This window comes from Escherichia sp. HH41S (genome assembly GCF_009820115.1).
GTDB classification, from domain to species: Bacteria; Pseudomonadota; Gammaproteobacteria; order Enterobacterales; family Enterobacteriaceae; genus Escherichia; species Escherichia coli_F.
In genome coordinates this window covers 466,612-486,765 of sequence record NZ_VNXE01000061.1, presented here as the reverse complement: position 1 = coordinate 486,765, position 20,154 = coordinate 466,612, and the positions used below count along the sequence as shown (strand labels likewise).

The 20,154-nt window shown below is 52.2% G+C and carries 18 protein-coding genes and 1 rRNA gene; 9 read left to right on the top strand and 10 right to left on the bottom strand.

What is annotated here, in order from left to right; genetic code table 11:
• Together FQZ95_RS11985 and gmhB are read right to left on the bottom strand one after the other, a co-directional pair.
• Positions 1 to 1,542: ribosomal RNA gene (locus FQZ95_RS11985) — 16S ribosomal RNA — on the bottom strand.
• Positions 1,543 to 1,907: 365 nt separating this feature from the next.
• A complete protein-coding gene (gene gmhB / locus FQZ95_RS11980; protein ID WP_001140174.1) occupies positions 1,908 to 2,480 on the bottom strand; it encodes a D-glycero-beta-D-manno-heptose 1,7-bisphosphate 7-phosphatase in 573 nt (190 codons plus the stop codon).
• Between the two features lie 187 nt (positions 2,481 to 2,667).
• On the opposite strand from gmhB, the gene metN reads away from it, so the two are divergent.
• From metN to FQZ95_RS11945, 7 genes are all read left to right on the top strand, one after another.
• Positions 2,668 to 3,699: a methionine ABC transporter ATP-binding protein MetN gene (gene metN / locus FQZ95_RS11975; RefSeq protein ID WP_000593994.1), complete on the top strand. Its 1,032-nt coding sequence runs from the start codon at positions 2,668 to 2,670 to the stop codon at positions 3,697 to 3,699.
• Complete coding sequence (locus tag FQZ95_RS11970; RefSeq protein WP_001294600.1) at positions 3,692 to 4,345, top strand: methionine ABC transporter permease MetI; 654 nt, start codon at positions 3,692 to 3,694, stop codon at positions 4,343 to 4,345. The genes metN and FQZ95_RS11970 overlap by 8 nt, the downstream gene beginning before the upstream one ends.
• A gap of 39 nt (positions 4,346 to 4,384) precedes the next feature.
• Complete coding sequence (gene metQ, locus FQZ95_RS11965) at positions 4,385 to 5,200, top strand: methionine ABC transporter substrate-binding lipoprotein MetQ (RefSeq protein ID WP_000874226.1); 816 nt, start codon at positions 4,385 to 4,387, stop codon at positions 5,198 to 5,200.
• A gap of 117 nt (positions 5,201 to 5,317) precedes the next feature.
• A complete protein-coding gene (gene rcsF / locus FQZ95_RS11960; protein ID WP_001202321.1) occupies positions 5,318 to 5,722 on the top strand; it encodes an Rcs stress response system protein RcsF in 405 nt (134 codons plus the stop codon).
• Complete coding sequence (tsaA, locus tag FQZ95_RS11955) at positions 5,719 to 6,426, top strand: tRNA (N6-threonylcarbamoyladenosine(37)-N6)-methyltransferase TrmO (RefSeq protein ID WP_024224770.1); 708 nt, start codon at positions 5,719 to 5,721, stop codon at positions 6,424 to 6,426. Before rcsF ends, tsaA begins: the two co-directional genes overlap by 4 nt.
• A gap of 110 nt (positions 6,427 to 6,536) precedes the next feature.
• Positions 6,537 to 8,255: a proline--tRNA ligase gene (proS, locus tag FQZ95_RS11950; RefSeq protein ID WP_001260696.1), complete on the top strand. Its 1,719-nt coding sequence runs from the start codon at positions 6,537 to 6,539 to the stop codon at positions 8,253 to 8,255.
• A 52-nt stretch (positions 8,256 to 8,307) separates the two neighbouring features.
• Complete coding sequence (locus FQZ95_RS11945) at positions 8,308 to 9,132, top strand: YaeF family permuted papain-like enzyme (RefSeq protein ID WP_032183250.1); 825 nt, start codon at positions 8,308 to 8,310, stop codon at positions 9,130 to 9,132.
• Positions 9,133 to 9,287: 155 nt separating this feature from the next.
• Here FQZ95_RS11945 and nlpE read toward each other — a convergent pair whose 3' ends face one another.
• Genes nlpE through FQZ95_RS11930 form a run of 3 tightly spaced genes read right to left on the bottom strand, consistent with a single transcriptional unit; the run spans position 9,288 to position 10,976 of the window.
• Positions 9,288 to 9,998 carry an envelope stress response activation lipoprotein NlpE gene (nlpE, locus tag FQZ95_RS11940; protein ID WP_000239168.1) on the bottom strand — a complete coding sequence of 237 codons (711 nt, stop codon included), beginning with the start codon at positions 9,996 to 9,998 and terminating at the stop codon, positions 9,288 to 9,290.
• 13 nt (positions 9,999 to 10,011) lie between these two features.
• Positions 10,012 to 10,434, bottom strand: a complete 423-nt coding sequence (gene arfB, locus FQZ95_RS11935; RefSeq protein ID WP_105288058.1) for an alternative ribosome rescue aminoacyl-tRNA hydrolase ArfB — start codon at positions 10,432 to 10,434, stop codon at positions 10,012 to 10,014.
• Positions 10,431 to 10,976, bottom strand: coding sequence for a YaeQ family protein (locus FQZ95_RS11930; RefSeq protein ID WP_001185281.1), 546 nt, complete (start codon positions 10,974 to 10,976; stop codon positions 10,431 to 10,433). Before FQZ95_RS11930 ends, arfB begins: the two co-directional genes overlap by 4 nt.
• 165 nt (positions 10,977 to 11,141) lie before the next feature.
• On the opposite strand from FQZ95_RS11930, the gene FQZ95_RS11925 reads away from it, so the two are divergent.
• Together FQZ95_RS11925 and rof are read left to right on the top strand one after the other, a co-directional pair.
• Entirely contained in the window at positions 11,142 to 11,342 is a 201-nt protein-coding gene (locus tag FQZ95_RS11925) for a YaeP family protein (protein WP_000417058.1), read from the top strand.
• Positions 11,329 to 11,589, top strand: a complete 261-nt coding sequence (rof, locus tag FQZ95_RS11920; protein WP_000062318.1) for a Rho-binding antiterminator — start codon at positions 11,329 to 11,331, stop codon at positions 11,587 to 11,589. Before FQZ95_RS11925 ends, rof begins: the two co-directional genes overlap by 14 nt.
• Positions 11,590 to 11,637: 48 nt before the next feature.
• Here rof and tilS read toward each other — a convergent pair whose 3' ends face one another.
• From tilS to dnaE, 5 genes are all read right to left on the bottom strand, one after another.
• Positions 11,638 to 12,936: a tRNA lysidine(34) synthetase TilS gene (gene tilS / locus FQZ95_RS11915; RefSeq protein WP_105272016.1), complete on the bottom strand. Its 1,299-nt coding sequence runs from the start codon at positions 12,934 to 12,936 to the stop codon at positions 11,638 to 11,640.
• Between the two features lie 64 nt (positions 12,937 to 13,000).
• Positions 13,001 to 13,390 carry a VOC family protein gene (locus FQZ95_RS11910; RefSeq protein ID WP_000901098.1) on the bottom strand — a complete coding sequence of 130 codons (390 nt, stop codon included), beginning with the start codon at positions 13,388 to 13,390 and terminating at the stop codon, positions 13,001 to 13,003.
• Between the two features lie 56 nt (positions 13,391 to 13,446).
• Complete coding sequence (gene ldcC, locus FQZ95_RS11905) at positions 13,447 to 15,588, bottom strand: lysine decarboxylase LdcC (protein WP_105288059.1); 2,142 nt, start codon at positions 15,586 to 15,588, stop codon at positions 13,447 to 13,449.
• A 97-nt stretch (positions 15,589 to 15,685) separates the two neighbouring features.
• Positions 15,686 to 16,645, bottom strand: a complete 960-nt coding sequence (gene accA / locus FQZ95_RS11900; protein WP_000055746.1) for an acetyl-CoA carboxylase carboxyl transferase subunit alpha — start codon at positions 16,643 to 16,645, stop codon at positions 15,686 to 15,688.
• A 12-nt stretch (positions 16,646 to 16,657) separates the two neighbouring features.
• Positions 16,658 to 20,140: a DNA polymerase III subunit alpha gene (gene dnaE / locus FQZ95_RS11895; protein ID WP_001294736.1), complete on the bottom strand. Its 3,483-nt coding sequence runs from the start codon at positions 20,138 to 20,140 to the stop codon at positions 16,658 to 16,660.
• Between the last annotated feature and the right edge of the window lie 14 nt (positions 20,141 to 20,154).

The window sequence follows — 20,154 nt, the reverse complement described above, 5'->3', positions numbered from 1 at the left end:
TAAGGAGGTGATCCAACCGCAGGTTCCCCTACGGTTACCTTGTTACGACTTCACCCCAGTCATGAATCACAAAGTGGTAAGCGCCCTCCCGAAGGTTAAGCTACCTACTTCTTTTGCAACCCACTCCCATGGTGTGACGGGCGGTGTGTACAAGGCCCGGGAACGTATTCACCGTGGCATTCTGATCCACGATTACTAGCGATTCCGACTTCATGGAGTCGAGTTGCAGACTCCAATCCGGACTACGACGCACTTTATGAGGTCCGCTTGCTCTCGCGAGGTCGCTTCTCTTTGTATGCGCCATTGTAGCACGTGTGTAGCCCTGGTCGTAAGGGCCATGATGACTTGACGTCATCCCCACCTTCCTCCAGTTTATCACTGGCAGTCTCCTTTGAGTTCCCGGCCGGACCGCTGGCAACAAAGGATAAGGGTTGCGCTCGTTGCGGGACTTAACCCAACATTTCACAACACGAGCTGACGACAGCCATGCAGCACCTGTCTCACGGTTCCCGAAGGCACATTCTCATCTCTGAAAACTTCCGTGGATGTCAAGACCAGGTAAGGTTCTTCGCGTTGCATCGAATTAAACCACATGCTCCACCGCTTGTGCGGGCCCCCGTCAATTCATTTGAGTTTTAACCTTGCGGCCGTACTCCCCAGGCGGTCGACTTAACGCGTTAGCTCCGGAAGCCACGCCTCAAGGGCACAACCTCCAAGTCGACATCGTTTACGGCGTGGACTACCAGGGTATCTAATCCTGTTTGCTCCCCACGCTTTCGCACCTGAGCGTCAGTCTTCGTCCAGGGGGCCGCCTTCGCCACCGGTATTCCTCCAGATCTCTACGCATTTCACCGCTACACCTGGAATTCTACCCCCCTCTACGAGACTCAAGCTTGCCAGTATCAGATGCAGTTCCCAGGTTGAGCCCGGGGATTTCACATCTGACTTAACAAACCGCCTGCGTGCGCTTTACGCCCAGTAATTCCGATTAACGCTTGCACCCTCCGTATTACCGCGGCTGCTGGCACGGAGTTAGCCGGTGCTTCTTCTGCGGGTAACGTCAATGAGCAAAGGTATTAACTTTACTCCCTTCCTCCCCGCTGAAAGTACTTTACAACCCGAAGGCCTTCTTCATACACGCGGCATGGCTGCATCAGGCTTGCGCCCATTGTGCAATATTCCCCACTGCTGCCTCCCGTAGGAGTCTGGACCGTGTCTCAGTTCCAGTGTGGCTGGTCATCCTCTCAGACCAGCTAGGGATCGTCGCCTAGGTGAGCCGTTACCCCACCTACTAGCTAATCCCATCTGGGCACATCCGATGGCAAGAGGCCCGAAGGTCCCCCTCTTTGGTCTTGCGACGTTATGCGGTATTAGCTACCGTTTCCAGTAGTTATCCCCCTCCATCAGGCAGTTTCCCAGACATTACTCACCCGTCCGCCACTCGTCAGCGAAACAGCAAGCTGCTTCCTGTTACCGTTCGACTTGCATGTGTTAGGCCTGCCGCCAGCGTTCAATCTGAGCCATGATCAAACTCTTCAATTTAAAAGTTTGATGCTCAAAGAATTAAACTTCGTAATGAATTACGTGTTCACTCTTGAGACTTGGTATTCATTTTTCGTCTTGCGACGTTAAGAATCCGTATCTTCGAGTGCCCACACAGATTGTCTGATAAATTGTTAAAGAGCAGTTGCGACGCGGCTTTCAGCTCACTGTCGCGAGGTGGCGTATATTACGCTTTCCTCTTTCAGAGTCAACCCTGAATTTCAGGATTTTTCTCTTCAACCGAACCGGCTGTTTGTGTGAAGTGATTCACATCCGCCGTGTCGATGGAGGCGCATTATAGGGAGTCGTTTCAGGAAGACAAGCGGAAAAATGCATTTTTATTTCAACCGCTCATCTTTTAATCATTACGCCGGTTTTTGCTGCTTTTTTATCGCTTGCGGCAGGTCTGCCAGGCTATTTAACACCCAATCCGCCGCGTTTTCTGCTTCAGGCGTAATAGGTTTTCCCGTACGCACCAGCACTTTTGTTCCCACGTTCGCCGCAGCCGCTGCCTGCATATCTTCTAATTTATCGCCCACCATATAAGAAGCGGCCATATCAATATGCAAATAATCGCGTGCTGACAAAAGCATCCCCGGATGTGGTTTGCGGCAGTCGCAGACCTGGCGAAACTCTTCAACACTACCCTGCGGATGATGCGGGCAATAATAGATACCATCCAGATCGACATCGCGGTCCGCCAGCGACCAGTCCATCCACTCGGTCAGCGTTTCAAACTGTGCTTCAGTAAATTTACCGCGAGCAATGCCAGACTGGTTGGTTACTACCACCAGCGCAAAGCCCATTTTTTTTAGCTCGCGCATGGCGTCAATAACACCGTCGATAAATTCAAAGTTGTCGATCTCATGGACATAGCCGTGATCGACATTAATGGTGCCATCACGGTCAAGAAAAATTGCGGGTACGCTCTTCGCCACCTTTTATAGCTCCTTAATAAGGCATGTGACGCTAGTATCGCATGTTTCGACCTGCAAGAAAGTGCTCTTCGCATAAACCTGATTGATTTAGACGTCTGGATGCCTTAACATCCATTTCATTGACGGCTTTGACCGTTTCAGGCATTCGAAATGCCACGACTAACTTAATGACGATAATAAATAATCAATGATAAAACTTTCGAATATCACCAAAGTGTTCCACCAGGGCACCCGCACCATCCAGGCGTTGAACAACGTCAGCCTGCATGTGCCAGCTGGACAAATTTATGGCGTTATCGGTGCCTCAGGCGCGGGTAAAAGTACGCTTATCCGTTGTGTAAACCTGCTGGAGCGCCCAACCGAGGGTAGTGTGCTGGTCGATGGTCAGGAACTGACCACGCTGTCAGAATCCGAGTTGACCAAAGCTCGCCGCCAGATTGGTATGATTTTCCAGCATTTTAACCTGCTCTCTTCGCGCACTGTTTTTGGCAACGTGGCACTGCCGCTGGAGCTGGACAACACGCCGAAAGACGAGATTAAACGTCGCGTGACAGAATTACTGTCATTGGTTGGTCTTGGCGATAAGCATGATAGTTACCCGTCTAACCTTTCCGGTGGGCAGAAACAACGTGTGGCGATTGCCCGTGCGTTAGCCAGCAATCCCAAAGTATTGCTGTGTGATGAGGCCACCAGCGCGCTGGACCCGGCAACAACACGTTCTATTCTCGAACTGCTGAAAGACATCAATCGTCGTCTGGGTTTGACGATTCTGTTGATCACCCACGAAATGGACGTTGTGAAGCGCATTTGTGATTGCGTGGCGGTGATCAGTAATGGCGAGTTGATCGAGCAGGACACGGTAAGTGAAGTGTTCTCGCATCCGAAAACGCCGCTAGCGCAGAAGTTTATTCAGTCGACCCTGCATCTGGATATCCCGGAAGATTACCAGGAACGTCTGCAAGCGGAGCCATTCACTGACTGCGTGCCGATGCTGCGTCTGGAGTTTACCGGTCAATCGGTCGATGCCCCGCTGCTTTCTGAAACCGCGCGTCGTTTCAACGTCAATAACAACATTATTAGCGCGCAGATGGATTACGCCGGTGGCGTTAAGTTCGGCATCATGCTGACTGAAATGCACGGCACACAACAAGATACGCAAGCCGCCATTGCCTGGCTGCAGGAACACCATGTAAAAGTAGAGGTACTGGGTTATGTCTGAGCCGATGATGTGGCTGCTGGTTCGTGGCGTATGGGAAACGCTGGCAATGACCTTCGTATCCGGTTTTTTTGGCTTTGTGATTGGTCTGCCGGTTGGCGTTCTGCTTTATGTCACGCGTCCGGGGCAAATTATTGCTAACGCGAAGCTGTATCGTACCGTTTCTGCGATTGTGAACATTTTCCGATCCATCCCGTTCATTATCTTGCTGGTATGGATGATTCCGTTTACTCGCGTTATTGTCGGTACATCGATTGGTTTGCAGGCAGCGATTGTTCCGTTAACCGTTGGTGCAGCACCGTTTATTGCCCGTATGGTCGAGAACGCTCTGCTGGAGATCCCAACCGGGTTAATTGAAGCTTCCCGCGCAATGGGTGCTACGCCGATGCAGATCGTGCGCAAAGTGCTGTTACCGGAGGCGTTGCCAGGTCTGGTGAATGCAGCAACTATCACCCTGATTACTCTGGTCGGTTATTCCGCAATGGGTGGCGCAGTCGGTGCCGGTGGTTTGGGTCAGATTGGCTATCAGTATGGCTACATCGGTTACAACGCGACGGTGATGAATACGGTACTGGTATTGCTGGTCATTCTGGTTTATTTAATTCAGTTCGCAGGCGACCGCATCGTCCGGGCTGTCACTCGCAAATAACGTTCAACACAACATAAATAATTGAAGAAGGAATAAGGTATGGCGTTCAAATTCAAAACCTTTGCGGCAGTGGGAGCCCTGATTGGATCACTGGCACTGGTAGGCTGCGGTCAGGATGAAAAAGATCCAAACCACATTAAAGTCGGCGTGATTGTTGGTGCCGAACAGCAGGTTGCAGAAGTCGCGCAGAAAGTCGCGAAAGACAAATATGGCCTGGACGTTGAGCTGGTCACCTTCAACGACTATGTTCTGCCAAACGAAGCATTGAGCAAAGGCGATATCGACGCCAACGCCTTCCAGCATAAACCGTACCTTGATCAGCAACTGAAAGATCGTGGCTACAAACTGGTCGCAGTAGGCAACACGTTTGTGTATCCGATTGCCGGTTACTCCAAGAAAATCAAATCGCTGGATGAACTGCAGGATGGTTCGCAGGTTGCCGTGCCAAACGACCCGACTAACCTTGGTCGTTCACTGCTGCTGCTGCAAAAAGTGGGCTTGATCAAACTGAAAGATGGCGTTGGCCTGTTGCCAACAGTTCTTGATGTTGTTGAGAACCCAAAAAACCTGAAAATTGTTGAGCTGGAAGCACCGCAGCTGCCGCGCTCTCTGGACGATGCGCAAATCGCTCTGGCGGTTATCAACACCACCTATGCCAGCCAGATTGGCCTGACTCCGGCGAAAGACGGTATCTTTGTCGAAGATAAAGAGTCTCCGTACGTAAACCTGATCGTGACGCGTGAAGATAACAAAGACGCAGAGAATGTGAAGAAATTCGTCCAGGCTTATCAGTCTGACGAAGTTTACGAAGCAGCGAACAAAGTGTTTAACGGTGGCGCTGTTAAAGGCTGGTAATTTTTAGGCTGTTTCCACAATTTGTAATATCATTCAGGACGGGCGCTTGCCCGTCTTGTCATTTTTACAAGCTCCTGATTCAATATTGACGTTTTGATCATACATTGAGGAAATACTATGCGTGCTTTACCGATCTGTTTAGTAGCACTCATGCTAAGCGGCTGTTCCATGTTAAGCAGATCCCCTGTCGAACCCGTTCAAAGCACTGCACCCCAGCCGAAAGCGGAGCCTGCAAAACCGAAAGCACCGCGCGCCGCGCCGGTCCGAATTTATACCAATGCAGAAGAATTAGTCGGCAAACCATTCCGCGATCTCGGTGAAGTCAGTGGCGATTCTTGCCAGGCCTCTAATCAGGACTCTCCGCCGAGCATTCCAACCGCGCGTAAGCGGATGCAAATCAATGCCTCTAAAATGAAAGCCAATGCGGTATTACTGCATAGCTGCGAAGTTACCAGCGGTACGCCAGGCTGCTATCGTCAGGCTGTATGTATCGGTTCTGCGCTTAACATTACGGCGAAATGAGCAGTTTCCAGTTCGAGCAAATAGGCGTTATTCGCTCGCCCTATAAAGAAAAATTCGCCGTTCCGCGCCAGCCAGGTCTGGTAAAAAGCGCCAACGGTGAACTGCATCTCATTGCTCCCTACAACCAGGCCGACGCCGTTCGCGGCCTGGAAGCGTTTAGCCATTTATGGATCCTTTTTGTCTTTCATCAAACAATGGAAGGCGGCTGGCGTCCGACTGTGCGTCCACCGCGCCTCGGCGGTAACGCCAGAATGGGCGTTTTCGCCACACGCTCTACTTTCCGCCCTAACCCGATTGGTATGTCGCTGGTAGAGCTGAAGGAAGTTATTTGTCATAAAGATAGCGTGATTCTGAAGCTCGGCAGTCTGGATCTGGTCGATGGTACGCCGGTGGTAGATATCAAACCGTATCTTCCCTTTGCCGAATCGCTTCCTGATGCCAGTGCCAGCTATGCGCAAAGTGCACCAGCGGCAGAGATGGCGGTGAGTTTTACCTTAGAGGTCGAAAAGCAGCTTTTGACATTGGAGAAGCGCTATCCGCAGTTAACGCTGTTTATCCGCGAAGTACTGGCGCAGGACCCGCGTCCAGCCTATCGTAAAGGTGAGGAAACGGGCAAAACCTATGCCGTCTGGCTGCATAATTTTAACGTTCGCTGGCGCGTCACCGACGCTGGTTTTGAAGTCTTTGCGCTGGAACCGCGTTAAATTCGCGCCCTTCTCTTTTGACATTTCTTTTGCACTGGTAAACTAAATCACTTTTTTTGTCCCAGGCTCGCCTTGAGCCTGCTCTACCTTCCAACTGGAACCGTAACAACATGCGTACTAGCCAATACCTGCTCTCCACTCTTAAGGAGACACCTGCCGACGCCGAGGTGATCAGCCATCAGCTGATGTTGCGCGCCGGGATGATCCGCAAGCTGGCCTCCGGGTTATACACCTGGCTGCCGACCGGCGTGCGCGTTCTGAAAAAAGTCGAAAACATCGTGCGTGAAGAGATGAACAACGCCGGTGCGATCGAGGTGTTAATGCCGGTGGTTCAGCCATCTGAACTGTGGCAAGAGAGTGGTCGTTGGGAACAGTATGGCCCGGAATTGCTGCGTATTGCTGACCGTGGTGACCGTCCGTTCGTACTTGGCCCAACTCATGAAGAAGTGATTACCGACCTGATTCGTAACGAGCTGAGCTCTTACAAACAGCTGCCGCTGAACTTCTATCAGATCCAGACCAAGTTCCGTGATGAAGTGCGCCCGCGTTTCGGCGTCATGCGTTCCCGCGAATTCCTGATGAAAGATGCTTACTCTTTCCATACCTCTCAGGAATCCCTGCAGGAAACCTACGATGCAATGTATGCGGCCTACAGCAAAATCTTCAGCCGCATGGGGCTGGATTTCCGCGCCGTACAGGCCGACACCGGTTCTATCGGCGGTAGCGCCTCTCACGAATTCCAGGTGCTGGCGCAGAGCGGTGAAGACGATGTGGTCTTCTCCGACACCTCTGACTATGCAGCGAACATTGAGCTGGCAGAAGCTATCGCGCCGAAAGAACCGCGCGCTGCTGCTACCCAGGAAATGACGCTGGTTGATACGCCGAACGCGAAAACCATCGCGGAACTGGTTGAACAGTTCAATCTGCCGATTGAGAAAACGGTGAAGACTCTGCTGGTTAAAGCGGTTGAAGGCAGTAGCTTCCCGCTGGTTGCGCTGCTGGTGCGTGGTGACCACGAGCTGAACGAAGTTAAAGCAGAAAAACTGCCGCAGGTTGCAAGCCCGCTGACTTTCGCGACTGAAGAAGAAATTCGTGCGGTGGTTAAAGCCGGTCCGGGTTCACTGGGTCCGGTAAACATGCCGATTCCGGTAGTAATTGACCGTACTGTTGCGGCGATGAGTGATTTTGCTGCTGGTGCTAACATCGATGGCAAACACTACTTCGGTATCAACTGGGATCGCGATGTCGCAACCCCGGAAGTTGCGGATATCCGTAACGTAGTGGCTGGCGATCCAAGCCCGGATGGCCAGGGTACGCTGCTGATCAAACGTGGTATCGAAGTCGGTCACATCTTCCAGCTGGGTACTAAGTACTCCGAAGCACTTAAAGCCTCCGTTCAGGGTGAAGATGGCCGTAATCAGATCCTGACTATGGGTTGCTACGGTATTGGCGTAACGCGCGTAGTAGCGGCGGCAATTGAACAGAACTACGACGAACGCGGCATCGTATGGCCTGACGCTATCGCACCTTTCCAGGTGGCGATTCTGCCGATGAATATGCACAAATCCTTCCGCGTACAGGAGCTGGCTGAGAAACTGTATAGCGAACTGCGCGCACAGGGTATCGAAGTGCTGCTGGATGATCGCAAAGAACGTCCGGGCGTGATGTTTGCTGATATGGAACTGATCGGTATTCCGCACACTATCGTGTTGGGTGACCGTAACCTCGACAACGACGATATCGAATACAAATACCGTCGTAACGGTGAGAAACAGTTAATTAAGACCGGTGACATCGTCGATTATCTGGTGAAACAGATTAAAGGCTGATGCCAGAAAGGGTCCTGAATTTCAGGACCCTTTTTTACATGGATTGTATAAAATGGATAAACCAAAGGCGCATTGCCGCCTGCTTCTCCCCTGCTTTCTTTCACTTTCGGCCTGTACCGTTGATATCAGCCAGCCAGACTCATCAGCCACAGCGGTAGATACCGAGGCAAAAACATGGGCAGTCAAATTCCAGCATCAAAGCTCTTTCACCGAACAATCAATAAAAGAAATAACAGAACCTGATCTCAAACCCGGCGATTTACTGTTCTCCTCAAGCCTCGGGGTAACCTCATTTGGTATCCGCGTCTTCAGCACTTCCTCAGTGAGCCACGTTGCAATCTTTTTGGGAGATAATAACGTTGCAGAAGCGACAGGAGATGGCGTCCAGATTGTTTCCCTTAAAAAAGCGATGAAGCATAGTGATAAGCTTTTCGTCTTACGAGTCCCGGATCTTACCCCGCAACAAGCCACAGAAATTACCGCGTTTGCCAATAAAATCAAAGATAGCGGTTATAACTATCGCGGCATTGTCGAATTTATTCCATTTATGGTGACTCGCCAGATGTGCTCACTGAATCCGTTCTCCGAGGATTTTCGCCAACAGTGCGTCAGCGGCCTGGCGAAAGCGCAGTTAAGCAGTGTGAGCGAAGGAGACAAAAAGTCGTGGTTTTGTTCGGAATTTGTCACTGATGCATTTGCCAAAGCCGGACATCCGCTTACGCTGGCACAGTCTGGCTGGATTAGCCCTGCCGATCTGATGCATATGCGTACTGGCGATGTCTCTGCGTTTAAGCCAGAAACGCAATTAGAGTATATTGGGCACTTGAAGCCAGGGATTTATATCAAAGCGGGTCGCTTCGTTGGGTTGACTCAGTGATAAAAGCCAGCCTCGTCCACAAAATACCGGATGAGGCGTGAGCGCCTTACCCGGCCTACAAAATCGTGCTAATACAAAATGTTGCATTATTGGCTGTAGGCCTGATAAGCGCTGCGCATCAGGCAATTTTTCGTTTGTTTCTGTCTCACGATGGCTTACTGCCCCAAACTACTGCAATCCTGGTGCGGGTAAAATTTACCTGCCGTATCGGGCGCAAATACTTTGGTCGGCGCACCAGTATCCGGATTAGCCTCAAGCGTAAAGTGACCTTCTACTGACAGTAACACTGGTTTCTCGCTGTTGCCGCGGGCAGCCAAATAGCCCCGTTCCAGCTCAGCGTTATTCGCTACCATGAAACGTTTTCCGGTCGCACAATCAGTAAAGGTTGCCGCATCAGCCATATAAAAATACATGCCGCGTAGAGTCATCGGCGTCACTGGCAGGCTGGATTTTGCCGGTTCCAGTGTATAGTTGAACTGCGATTCGATCGGATTGCCTTCACGATCGAGCATCTCCAACGCATCTCCTTTCGCCCGATAATATGACTTTTCACCTTTACTGTCGGTTAATACCAGTTTGTCAGCGGTTCGCGCCCATGTACCGTAGGAGGCGAAAGAGGAAGGCTCTTCACGCGCGCCCAGATAACGCTCATTCATCACCCAGGTTCCATCTTTTTCGAGGAACAGAGAGGTTTCGATACCTTCGCAATCAGCACACGGCAGCACGCCGCGCCAGCTTTGCGGCATCGGCTTCAGTTCAGCGGCCTGCGCCGGAGAAAGCGTATCGACTTCGGCTCGATTATTACATCCCATCAGAGTAAAGAGGCTGATTACAGCCATCGCTGTCACTATCGCTTTTTTCACCATCCATTCCTTCTTTTTATTCCCGACCGCCGCGCACTTTGCCGCGCAACGCCTTCACGCTTGATTTTTGTGCTTTCGATACCAGCCTGCGCTCTTTTGATGCGCGGGTAGGTCGTGTCGGTCGCCGGTTTTTTTGTTCTGTTGTTAATTCTTTAATCACTGCCACCAGCCGAGCCAGCGCCGCTTCGCGGTTCAGTTCCTGGCTGCGGTATTCCTGTGCCTTGATGACTATCACTCCATCGCTGCTAATCAGATGATGGCTGGCAGCGAGCAGGCGCTCTTTGTAATACTCTGGCAGGCTGGACGCTCGAATGTCAAAACGCAGATGAATAGCCGTTGAGGTCTTATTAACATGCTGTCCGCCCGCGCCCTGTGCACGAATAGCAGTGATCTCAAACTCGCCATCGGGGATAGCAACATGTCGGGAAATCATAATCATGAAGGTTGTTGCCAGGCGATTAAATTTACTTCCAGATTATTCTTATCATCCGATAACCAAATCACCCCATCCTGAATCGTTGCCTGCAGCGTCATGGTACGATCGGCAAAGGCGCTCACTTTTGCCAGTTGCTCGTCGTCCAGATACCAGACAGAAAGATTGGCAAACTGCGCACATTTGCTCTGATTTTGCTGCCACCAGATTTGCGCCGCCCGACTATTATAGGCAAACAGCGCCACTTCTGCGGCCTGGGTGCAGGCTTTCTTAATCCGCCGCTCATCCGGCAGCCCCAGTTCAATCCACAAATCAATGCCCAGATGATCATTACGCAGCCACGCTTCCGGCTCATCATCGGCACACAAACCTCGGGTAAATTGCAGACGTTCATCAGCATATTTCAGCCACGCCAGCAGGCGCAGCATCATGCGCTCCTGGGTTTCTGAAGGATGGCGCGCCAGCGTCAGAGAGGCATCGAGAAACTGGTTGCGGTCGAGATCGGCCACATTAACCGTCGCTTTATAAATTGTCGCTTTAAGCGCCATAAGAAAACTCCTTTCGAATCAGGAGGCCATTGTAACGGAATACATGCAGTTGCGGCGCTGATATTGCAGAAATGAGTGTGGTATAGTCACCTTGCGAAACAGAGTTTATCTTCGTAGGCTTAGACTTGCATCCACGGTTAAGTCAGAGTGCTGACAGGAGGGCATGTGGAAAAATATTGTGAGTTAATACGCAAGCGGTACGCGGAAATCGCCAGCGGAGACTTAGGATACGTTCCGGACGCGCTGGGCTGCGTTTTGAAAGTGCTGAATGAAATGGCTGCCGACGATGCCCTTTCTGAGGCTGTCAGGGAAAAAGCAGCATACGCTGCGGCAAACTTACTGGTGAGCGATTATGTCAATGAATGATACGTATCAACCAATCAATTGTGATGATTACGATAATCTTGAGCTCGCCTGCCAGCATCATTTAATGCTGACACTTGAGCTGAAAGATGGCGAAAAACTGCAGGGGAAGGCCAGCGATTTAGTCTCCCGCAAAAATGTGGAATATCTGGTCGTTGAAGCTGCTGGCGAAACCCGCGAGCTACGCCTGGATAAAATTACCAGCTTTAGCCACCCGGAAATTGGTACGGTGGTGGTGAGCGAGTCCTGATTGACTTTCGCCGGATGCGACGTTTGAAGCGTCTTATCCGGCTTTCACTTAACTAAGCGTTTTCTTCCAGACAAAACTTACGCCATTCTCACCTTCGGCCACACCTTCTTGCGTCACAAATACCTCTGCCGCTGCAATCAGCGTTTCGCCATAAAACAGCAGTGGCGTGGTGTCACGCAGCCACGGCGGTACGCCCAGTTCCTGCCAGATTTTCTTTAGCTTACGTCCGCCGTTGCGGCCGACAATATGCAGCAATCCTGGCGCTTTGAAACGCACGCTGACCGCTTCGTCTGCACGCGGAGGGCGAATATCGCCTCCCGCAGTAAGTTGTACACTTCCCAGCGCCGCCGGTAATTCCAGCGGTTGTAGCCACGTCTGCCACGGCACAATGGTTTCGCTTTGCCCAGTGACGGATTTAATCCACCACAGTTGCGACTGATAGCGGCGGATTTCAAACGCACCCAAACGTAAACAGGGGGAAGCATCTTCTCGCGCCAGCGCCACTTCCTGCCAGATCCTCACCAACGCGTCGCGGGAAGGCATCGGTGCATTCTGCCCTGCCAGCCAGCGGCGGATAATCGCCGCGCGACGGGCATCACTCATCGCCAGCATTGGCGCAATCTGCAGCGTCCCCTGCGGCGTTTGACAGTGTGCTAAATCATCTGCCAGCAGTTCATCCAGCAGGCTCTCTTGCTCAGCACAAAGTGCAGCGCTGCGGGCCGTTGCTTCGGCAAAATGCGGCCAACGCTGCTGCAATAACGGCACTACGCGCAGGCGCAGGAAGTTACGATCGTATGAGTCGTCCTGATTACTTTCGTCTTCAATCCAACGTAAACCATGCGCCAACGCCCACTGCTCCAGTTCTCCCCGTGTGCGGGCGAGCAACGGGCGGATCAGCCGCGTTCCGGCAAACTCCGAGACTTCCGCCATAGCCGAAAGCCCTGCAGGGCCGCTACCACGTTTTAACGCCAGCAGAAACGTTTCACATTGATCGTCGAGATGTTGCGCTGTAACCAGCACTTCACCAGGTAACAGGGTACGAGCAAATGCCTGATAACGTGCCTGCCGCGCCTGAGCCTCAATACCTAGCCCCTCTTGCGCAAGTTGCACACGCTCAACCACCAGCGGCACCTGCCACTGCTGGCAGATATTTTCACAATGTTTCACCCAAGCATCAGCGTTGGCACTTAAACCGTGATGCACATGAATAGCGCGCAGGGTGACGCCCGGATTTTCCGTCCGCCACTGCACCAACTGATGCAGCAGAACGGTGGAGTCAAGCCCGCCGCTAAAGGCCACCAGAATCTGGCGTGAGATGAGAAGTTGTCTATTGAGCGTGAGTGTCATGATGGTGCGATTTTACAGTAGCAATGCCCGGCACGTTACCGGGCAAATGTGGCGATGACAAGCCTTACTGCTCATACAGTTCCAGCGGCAGCCCGTCAGGATCGTTAAAGAACGTGAAGCGTTTTTGCGTATACGGGTCGACACGTATGGCTTCACATTTCACGTTATGGCTTTCAAGATGCGCCACTGCCGCATCGATATCATCAACGCTAAAAGCCAGATGACGCAGGCCGCAAGCTTCCGGTCGGCTGGGGCGCTCCGGCGGGAACGGAAATGAGAAAAGCTCAATCACATATTGCCCATTAAGCGCCAAATCCCCTTTCCACGAATCGCGCGCTTCGCGATAGACTTCGCTTTGCAGCGTGAAACCGAGAATATCGCAGTAGAAAGCTTTGCTCACCGCATAATCCGTCGCAATAATCGCAATATGATGAACTTGTTTTAAACCCAGCATAACGTCTCCTTTATTTGTTAACAGCACGTTACTCGCCCGGAAGCCGCTCTGGCAAGTTATCCCGCCATTTTTAGGACTCGTACGCGGTAAACGCCATCTTCGTCCTGTTTCGCGCCGTGAATATCCGTTTCAAAGCCGGGGTAGCGCTGACCCACCGAACAGAGCATCAGCAGAAAATCGAGTACCGTGCGGCTCTCCTCGGTCAGCATTTCTCCTGGCATCAGTAGCGGTACGCCAGGCGGATAAGGCAGGATCATATTTGCCGATACTCTACCGACCAGTTGTTCCAGCGCAATGGTTTCTACTTCACCTTTAATCTGTCGTTGCCAGGCCTGATGTGGCGTCATGATCATCTCCGGCAAAGTATCAAATGCCCGCAACATCAAACCGGGAAGATCGTGTTTACGAATCAGCTCATGGATCCCTTGCGCGAGATCCTGAATACGCATATTGCGATAAAAATCGGGATCTTCTGCATAGAGATCGGGCAGCATATTTTTGATCCGCAGGTTGAGATCGTAAGAGCGCTTAAATTCCGTCAACCCACGCAATAATCCCATTGCTTTGGTTTTATCGATGCCAATACTAAAGAGAAACAGCAGGTTATAAGGGCCGGTTTTCTCTACTACGATCCCACGTTCGTCGAGGAATTTTGCCACCAGCGCCGCCGGGATCCCCTCATCGCTCATATTGCCCTGCTCGTCCATCCCCGGTGTCAAAATAGTGACTTTAACCGGATCGAGAAACATATGATCGGCATCCGCATCGTTAAAGCCGTGCCACTGTTCGCCAGGCGCAACGGGCCAGCATTCGGCTTCATCCACCTGCGGCGGTTGCCAGATATCGAAAAACCAGCCGTCAGACTCTTCCCGCAGCCGCTGGACCTCTTTGCGAAAATGCAGCGCTCGTTCTACTGAACGGTTAATCAGCCGTTTGCCCGGATTACCACGCAGCATCGCCGCCGCTGTCTCAACCGAAGCAACAATGGGATAACTGGGCGAGGTGGTGGTATGCATCATAAAGGCTTCATTAAACGCCTCTTCGTCGTACTCACCTTTAATGTGGATCAGTGATGCCTGCGACAACGCCGCCAGCATTTTGTGGGTTGATTGCGTTTCGAAGAAAACTTTTCCTGCCATCCGATCGCCACTCATACCACTTTTGCCCTGATAGATCGGATGAAAATGAGTATACGGGACCCAGGCGGAATCGAAGTGGATCGAGGGGACATCCAGCGTCTGTTTGATCCAGTCGGTGTTGTAGAGCAAGCCATCATAGGTTGAGTTGGTGATCACCGCATGAACCGGCCATTGTGCCTGCGTGGTAGCAGCGACTTTCTCTTCGATACTGTCGCGGGTAAATTCTCGTCGCGGGATCCCGCCCAGAATCCCCAACGCATTACGTGTTGGTTTTAGCCAGACCGGCACTACATCGTTCATCATCAACAGATGCGCCAGCGATTTATGACAATTGCGGTCAATTAACAGCGTACTGCCGGATGGCGCGGCGTACATACCCACAATTTTGTTCGACGTCGATGTTCCGTTGGTGACGATATAACTCTGTTCCGCGCCGAAAGTCCGTGCGATGTACTCTTCCGCTTCCAGATGTGGCCCGGTGTGGTCGAGCAACGAACCTAGCTCGGTTACCGAAATAGAGACGTCCGCCTTGAGGGTATTCCCGCCGAAAAAATCATAAAACAGACAGCCTACCGGGCTTTTCTGATACGCGGTGCCACCCATATGCCCCGGCGTACAAAAGGTGTACTTCCGCTCTTTAACATAGGTAAACAAGGCTTTCGTGAACGGCGGGGTAATGTTATCGAGATATTCGTTGGTGTACTGACGAATACGAATGGCGATATCTTCTGCCTGCCCCAACGCATATTCAAAGAACCAGAGCGCCATCCGCATATCCTGCACGCTGACATCCATCGTCGAGTGAGTATTGATGAAGGCATAAAGCGGGAGATATTCATTAAGTTGATTGATATCGCTACATAAATCGAGACTGTATTCATCCCAGTCAAAAATCACGCCGCATATTCGTGAGTTGTGTTCGATAAATTTCAGCAAATCAACGCTGTTTTGTGGCCAGATAATCTGAAAACCTTGCGCCACCAGCGCCGACTCCAGTTCTTTGATGGGCTCATCTTTATAAAAGACGCCATGCGGTCCCATAATGGCAATGATATTCATGTGTTCCTCCTGGAAAATCCTTCCTTAATCATAGCCCGCTCAAACCATGGCGATAAAAAAGGGCCACCGAAGTGACCCTTTTCAGAACATTTGCTGATTACGCGTAGCCGTAGCTCATCAGGCGCTGATAACGACGATTTTTTAAATCTTCAGTGCTTAACACGTCGAGATCGGCCAGATCCGCCAGCAGCTGCGCTTTCAGAGACGCCGCCATCGCTTCCGGGTTACGGTGAGCACCACCCAGCGGTTCCGGGATGATGGAGTCGATCAGTTTCAGTTCTTTCAAACGCGGAGCGATGATCCCCATCGCTTCAGCCGCCAGCGGCGCTTTGTCGGCGCTCTTCCACAGAATGGACGCACAACCTTCCGGCGAGATAACAGAATAGGTGCTGTATTGCAGCATATTCACTTTATCGCCCACGCCAATCGCCAGCGCGCCGCCAGAACCACCTTCACCGATAACGGTGCAGATAGTCGGTACGCTAAGGCGAGACATTTCACGCAGGTTGCGTGCAATGGCTTCAGACTGACCGCGTTCTTCTGCGCCCACGCCCGGATAAGCCCCCGGGGTGTCGATAAAGGTGATGATTGGCATCTTAAAGCGTTCAGCCATTTGCATCAGACGCAGTGCTTTGCGGTAACCTTCTGGCGCTGGCATACCAAAGTTACGGCGAATTTTTTCTTTGGTTTCACGACCTTTTTGATGACCAATGATCATCACCGGACGACCATCGAGACGGGCGATACCACCGACGATAGCTTTATCGTCTGCATACGCGCGGTCGCCAGCCAGTTCGTCAAATTCATCAAAGGCCAGGCGAACGTAATCCAGGGTATAAGGACGCTGTGGATGGCGTGCCAGTTGCGCAATCTGCCATGCACCGAGATCGGCGAAGATTTTACGCGTCAGTTCTACGCTTTTTTCACGCAGACGATGCACTTCTTCATCGATATTAATATCCAGTTTCTCATCCTGGCGGCTAACCGCAGTCAGAGAATCGATTTTCGCTTCCAGCTCTGCAATCGGCTGTTCAAAATCAAGGAAATTCAGACTCATAGTATTCCTGTATTAGTCAAACTCCAGTTCCACCTGCTCCGAACCAATGAGGCCACGGAGATCGTTTAATAAACGATCGCTCGGAGAGACACGCCACGTCGCGCCAAAACGCAACCGCGCGCGTGCATCCGCCCTCTGATAGTAGAGATGTACTGGAATTGTCCCAGAGCGGTGGGGTTCCAGAGACTGACGGAGTCGGTTTAAAAGCTGGTCATCAATTTGCCTGTCCGTCAGCGAGATAGCAAGCCCGCGAGCATATTTTTCCCGGGCTTCGTCAATATCCATCACTTCGCGAGCGGTCATTTTAAGCCCACCGCTGAAGTCATCAAAGCTGACCTGTCCGCTGACGATAAGTATGCGGTCTTTTTCCAGCAATTGCTGGTATTTATCCAGGGCGTCAGTAAACAACATCACTTCCAGCCGCCCGGAACGGTCATCCAGCGTGCAGATACCGATACGATTGCCGCGCTTGGTGACCATAACCCGCGCAGCAACAACGAGCCCCGCAGCCGTGGTGACTTTACCACGTTCTGTCGGGTGCATGTCTTTCAGCCTTACGCCTCCGACATAACGCTCAATCTCTTTTAAATACTGGTTGATAGGGTGTCCCGTCAGGTACAGACCTAACGTTTCACGTTCCCCATCTAACACCACCTGCTCCGGCCACGGTTGGCAACTGGCGTAGGATTGTTCAATTTGTTCCGGCTCTTCTGCCAGCACGCCGAACATATCGGCCTGACCGATGGCTTCTGCTTTCGCGTGTTGATCAGCCGCCTTTAACGCATCGCCCAGCGAGTTCATCAGCGCCGCGCGGTGTGGCCCAAGACGGTCAAACGCCCCGGACATGATCAGTTTTTCCAGCACTCGCCGGTTTAACTTTTTGGTGTCTGTACGGGCGCAGAGATCAAACAATTCACGGAAATAGCCGCCTTTATTACGGGCTTCAATGATCGCCTCAATCGGACCTTCACCTACCCCTTTGATCGCGCCAATACCATACACGATTTCGCCGTCGTCGTTGACGTGGAAATGGTAAAGACCGGAGTTTATATCTGGTGGTAGGATTTTCAGCCCCATCCGCCAGCACTCATCCACCAGGCCTACCACCTTCTCGGTGTTGTCCATATCGGCGGTCATTACTGCCGCCATAAACTCCGCTGGATAGTGCGCTTTCAGCCATAACGTTTGATATGAAACCAAAGCATAGGCCGCAGAGTGCGATTTGTTAAATCCGTAACCAGCGAATTTCTCCACCAGGTCGAAGATTTTCATCGCCAGTTCGGCGTTGATCCCGTTCTTTTCTGCGCCTTCAGCAAATACAGAACGCTGCTTGGCCATCTCTTCCGGCTTCTTCTTACCCATCGCACGACGCAGCATATCCGCGCCACCGAGGGTATAACCAGAAAGCACCTGGGCAATCTGCATGACCTGTTCCTGATACAGGATGATGCCGTAGGTTGGCTCCAGTACCGGTTTCAGGCTTTCATGCTGCCACTGCACATCCGGATAGGAGATCTCTTCGCGACCATGTTTACGGTCGATAAAGTTATCCACCATCCCTGATTGCAACGGGCCGGGGCGGAACAGTGCCACCAGTGCGATCATATCTTCGAAGCAGTCAGGTTGCAGACGTTTGATCAGGTCCTTCATGCCGCGCGATTCAAGCTGGAATACCGCCGTGGTTTCCGAGCGTTGCAGCATGTCGAAACTTTTCTTGTCATCCAGCGGGATCGCGGCGATATCCAGCGGCGGCTCGCCATTCTTCGCCCGCCGCTTGTTGATCATCTCCAGCGCCCAGTTGATGATGGTGAGCGTACGCAAACCAAGGAAGTCGAACTTCACCAGCCCGGCGTATTCAACGTCGCTTTTATCAAACTGGGTAACCGGATGTTTGCCCTCTTCATCGCAATAAAGCGGCGCAAAATCGGTAATTTTGGTCGGCGCGATAACCACCCCACCGGCGTGCTTACCAGCGTTACGGGTGACCCCTTCCAGTTTGCGCGCCATGTCGATCAGCGCCTTAACTTCTTCGTCCGCTTCGTAGATTTCCGGCAGTTGCGGCTCGGCTTCAAACGCTTTCGCCAGCGTCATCCCCGGATCGGGCGGGATCAGTTTCGAGATACGATCGACAAAGCCGTACGGATGCCCCAGCACGCGGCCTACGTCGCGGATCACCGCTTTTGCCGCCATTGTACCGAAGGTGATGATCTGCGATACCGCATCACGGCCGTACATATCTGCCACGTGTTCGATAACCTGGTCGCGTTTTTCCATACAGAAGTCAACGTCGAAGTCAGGCATGGAGACACGTTCCGGGTTAAGGAAACGTTCGAACAGCAGGTCAAATTCCAACGGATCGAGGTCGGTGATTTTTAACGCGTAAGCCACCAGTGACCCTGCACCAGAACCACGGCCAGGCCCTACCGGTACGCCGTTATCCTTCGACCACTGGATAAATTCCATAACGATGAGGAAGTAACCCGGGAAACCCATCTGGTTGATAACCTGAAGTTCAGTATCCAGACGCTCGTCATACTCCGGGCGACGCTTAAGACGTTCTTCCTCGTCAGGGAATAAAAACGCCAGACGCTCTTCCAGGCCTTCTTTTGCACGCTTGACCAGATAATCTTCGGTGCTCATGTCCCCGGTCGGGAACTGCGGCAGGAAGTATTCACCGAGACGCACTGTCACGTTACAGCGTTTGGCGATCTCAACAGTGTTGGCAAGGGCTTCGGGGATGTCGGCAAACAGCTCGCACATCTCCTCTTCGCTGCGCATATATTGCTGCGGCGAATAATTACGCGGGCGTTTGGGATCGTCGAGAGTAAAGCCGTCATGGATCGCGACGCGGATTTCGTGCGCGTCAAAGTCACTGCTGTCGATAAAGCGCACGTCATTGGTCGCCACGACGGGCAAACCGCGCGCTTCCGCCAGTTCCACTGCCGCGTGCAGATAACTTTCTTCGTCCGGCCTGCCGGTTCGGATCAGCTCGAGAAAATAGCGATCCGGGAAGTGCTCTTCATAAAACGCAACGCACTCATCTACCAGCGCGCTGTTACCACGCAAAAGACTGCGCCCGACGTCGCCCATGCGCCCGCCGGAAAGGAGGATCAGCCCTTCGTTTAATTCGATAAGCCAGTCGCGATCGATGATCGGCCCGGCGGCACCGTACCCGCGCTGATACGCTTTTGAGATCAGCAACGTCAGATTCTGATAGCCGATATTGTTCGCCGCCAGCACCGTCAGGTGGGTTAACTCATCACCCAGCAGGTCGCACTGGACATTAAAATCTGCCCCGACGATGGGCTTAATCCCTGCGCCATGTCCCGCTCCGTAGAACTTCACCAGACCGCAAAGGTTGGTGAAATCGGTGATCGCCAGTGCTGGCATACCCAACGCCGCCGCCTTTTTTACCAGCGGCGCGGTTTTGGCCAGGCCATCGATCATCGAGTAGTCGCTGTGCACCCGCAGGTGTACGAAACGTGGTTCAGACATCTTCAGATTCCGGT

Coding starts and splice junctions, on each gene's coding strand:
- arfB (WP_105288058.1), bottom strand. CDS start 10,434: ATGATTATGATTTCCCGACATGTTGCTATCCCCGATGGCGAGTTTGAG.
- metQ (WP_000874226.1), top strand. CDS start 4,385: ATGGCGTTCAAATTCAAAACCTTTGCGGCAGTGGGAGCCCTGATTGGA.
- FQZ95_RS11945 (WP_032183250.1), top strand. CDS start 8,308: ATGGATAAACCAAAGGCGCATTGCCGCCTGCTTCTCCCCTGCTTTCTT.
- FQZ95_RS11930 (WP_001185281.1), bottom strand. CDS start 10,976: ATGGCGCTTAAAGCGACAATTTATAAAGCGACGGTTAATGTGGCCGAT.
- rof (WP_000062318.1), top strand. CDS start 11,329: ATGTCAATGAATGATACGTATCAACCAATCAATTGTGATGATTACGAT.
- rcsF (WP_001202321.1), top strand. CDS start 5,318: ATGCGTGCTTTACCGATCTGTTTAGTAGCACTCATGCTAAGCGGCTGT.
- FQZ95_RS11910 (WP_000901098.1), bottom strand. CDS start 13,390: ATGCTGGGTTTAAAACAAGTTCATCATATTGCGATTATTGCGACGGAT.
- FQZ95_RS11970 (WP_001294600.1), top strand. CDS start 3,692: ATGTCTGAGCCGATGATGTGGCTGCTGGTTCGTGGCGTATGGGAAACG.
- tilS (WP_105272016.1), bottom strand. CDS start 12,936: ATGACACTCACGCTCAATAGACAACTTCTCATCTCACGCCAGATTCTG.
- ldcC (WP_105288059.1), bottom strand. CDS start 15,588: ATGAATATCATTGCCATTATGGGACCGCATGGCGTCTTTTATAAAGAT.
- proS (WP_001260696.1), top strand. CDS start 6,537: ATGCGTACTAGCCAATACCTGCTCTCCACTCTTAAGGAGACACCTGCC.
- dnaE (WP_001294736.1), bottom strand. CDS start 20,140: ATGTCTGAACCACGTTTCGTACACCTGCGGGTGCACAGCGACTACTCG.
- tsaA (WP_024224770.1), top strand. CDS start 5,719: ATGAGCAGTTTCCAGTTCGAGCAAATAGGCGTTATTCGCTCGCCCTAT.
- metN (WP_000593994.1), top strand. CDS start 2,668: ATGATAAAACTTTCGAATATCACCAAAGTGTTCCACCAGGGCACCCGC.
- nlpE (WP_000239168.1), bottom strand. CDS start 9,998: ATGGTGAAAAAAGCGATAGTGACAGCGATGGCTGTAATCAGCCTCTTT.
- accA (WP_000055746.1), bottom strand. CDS start 16,645: ATGAGTCTGAATTTCCTTGATTTTGAACAGCCGATTGCAGAGCTGGAA.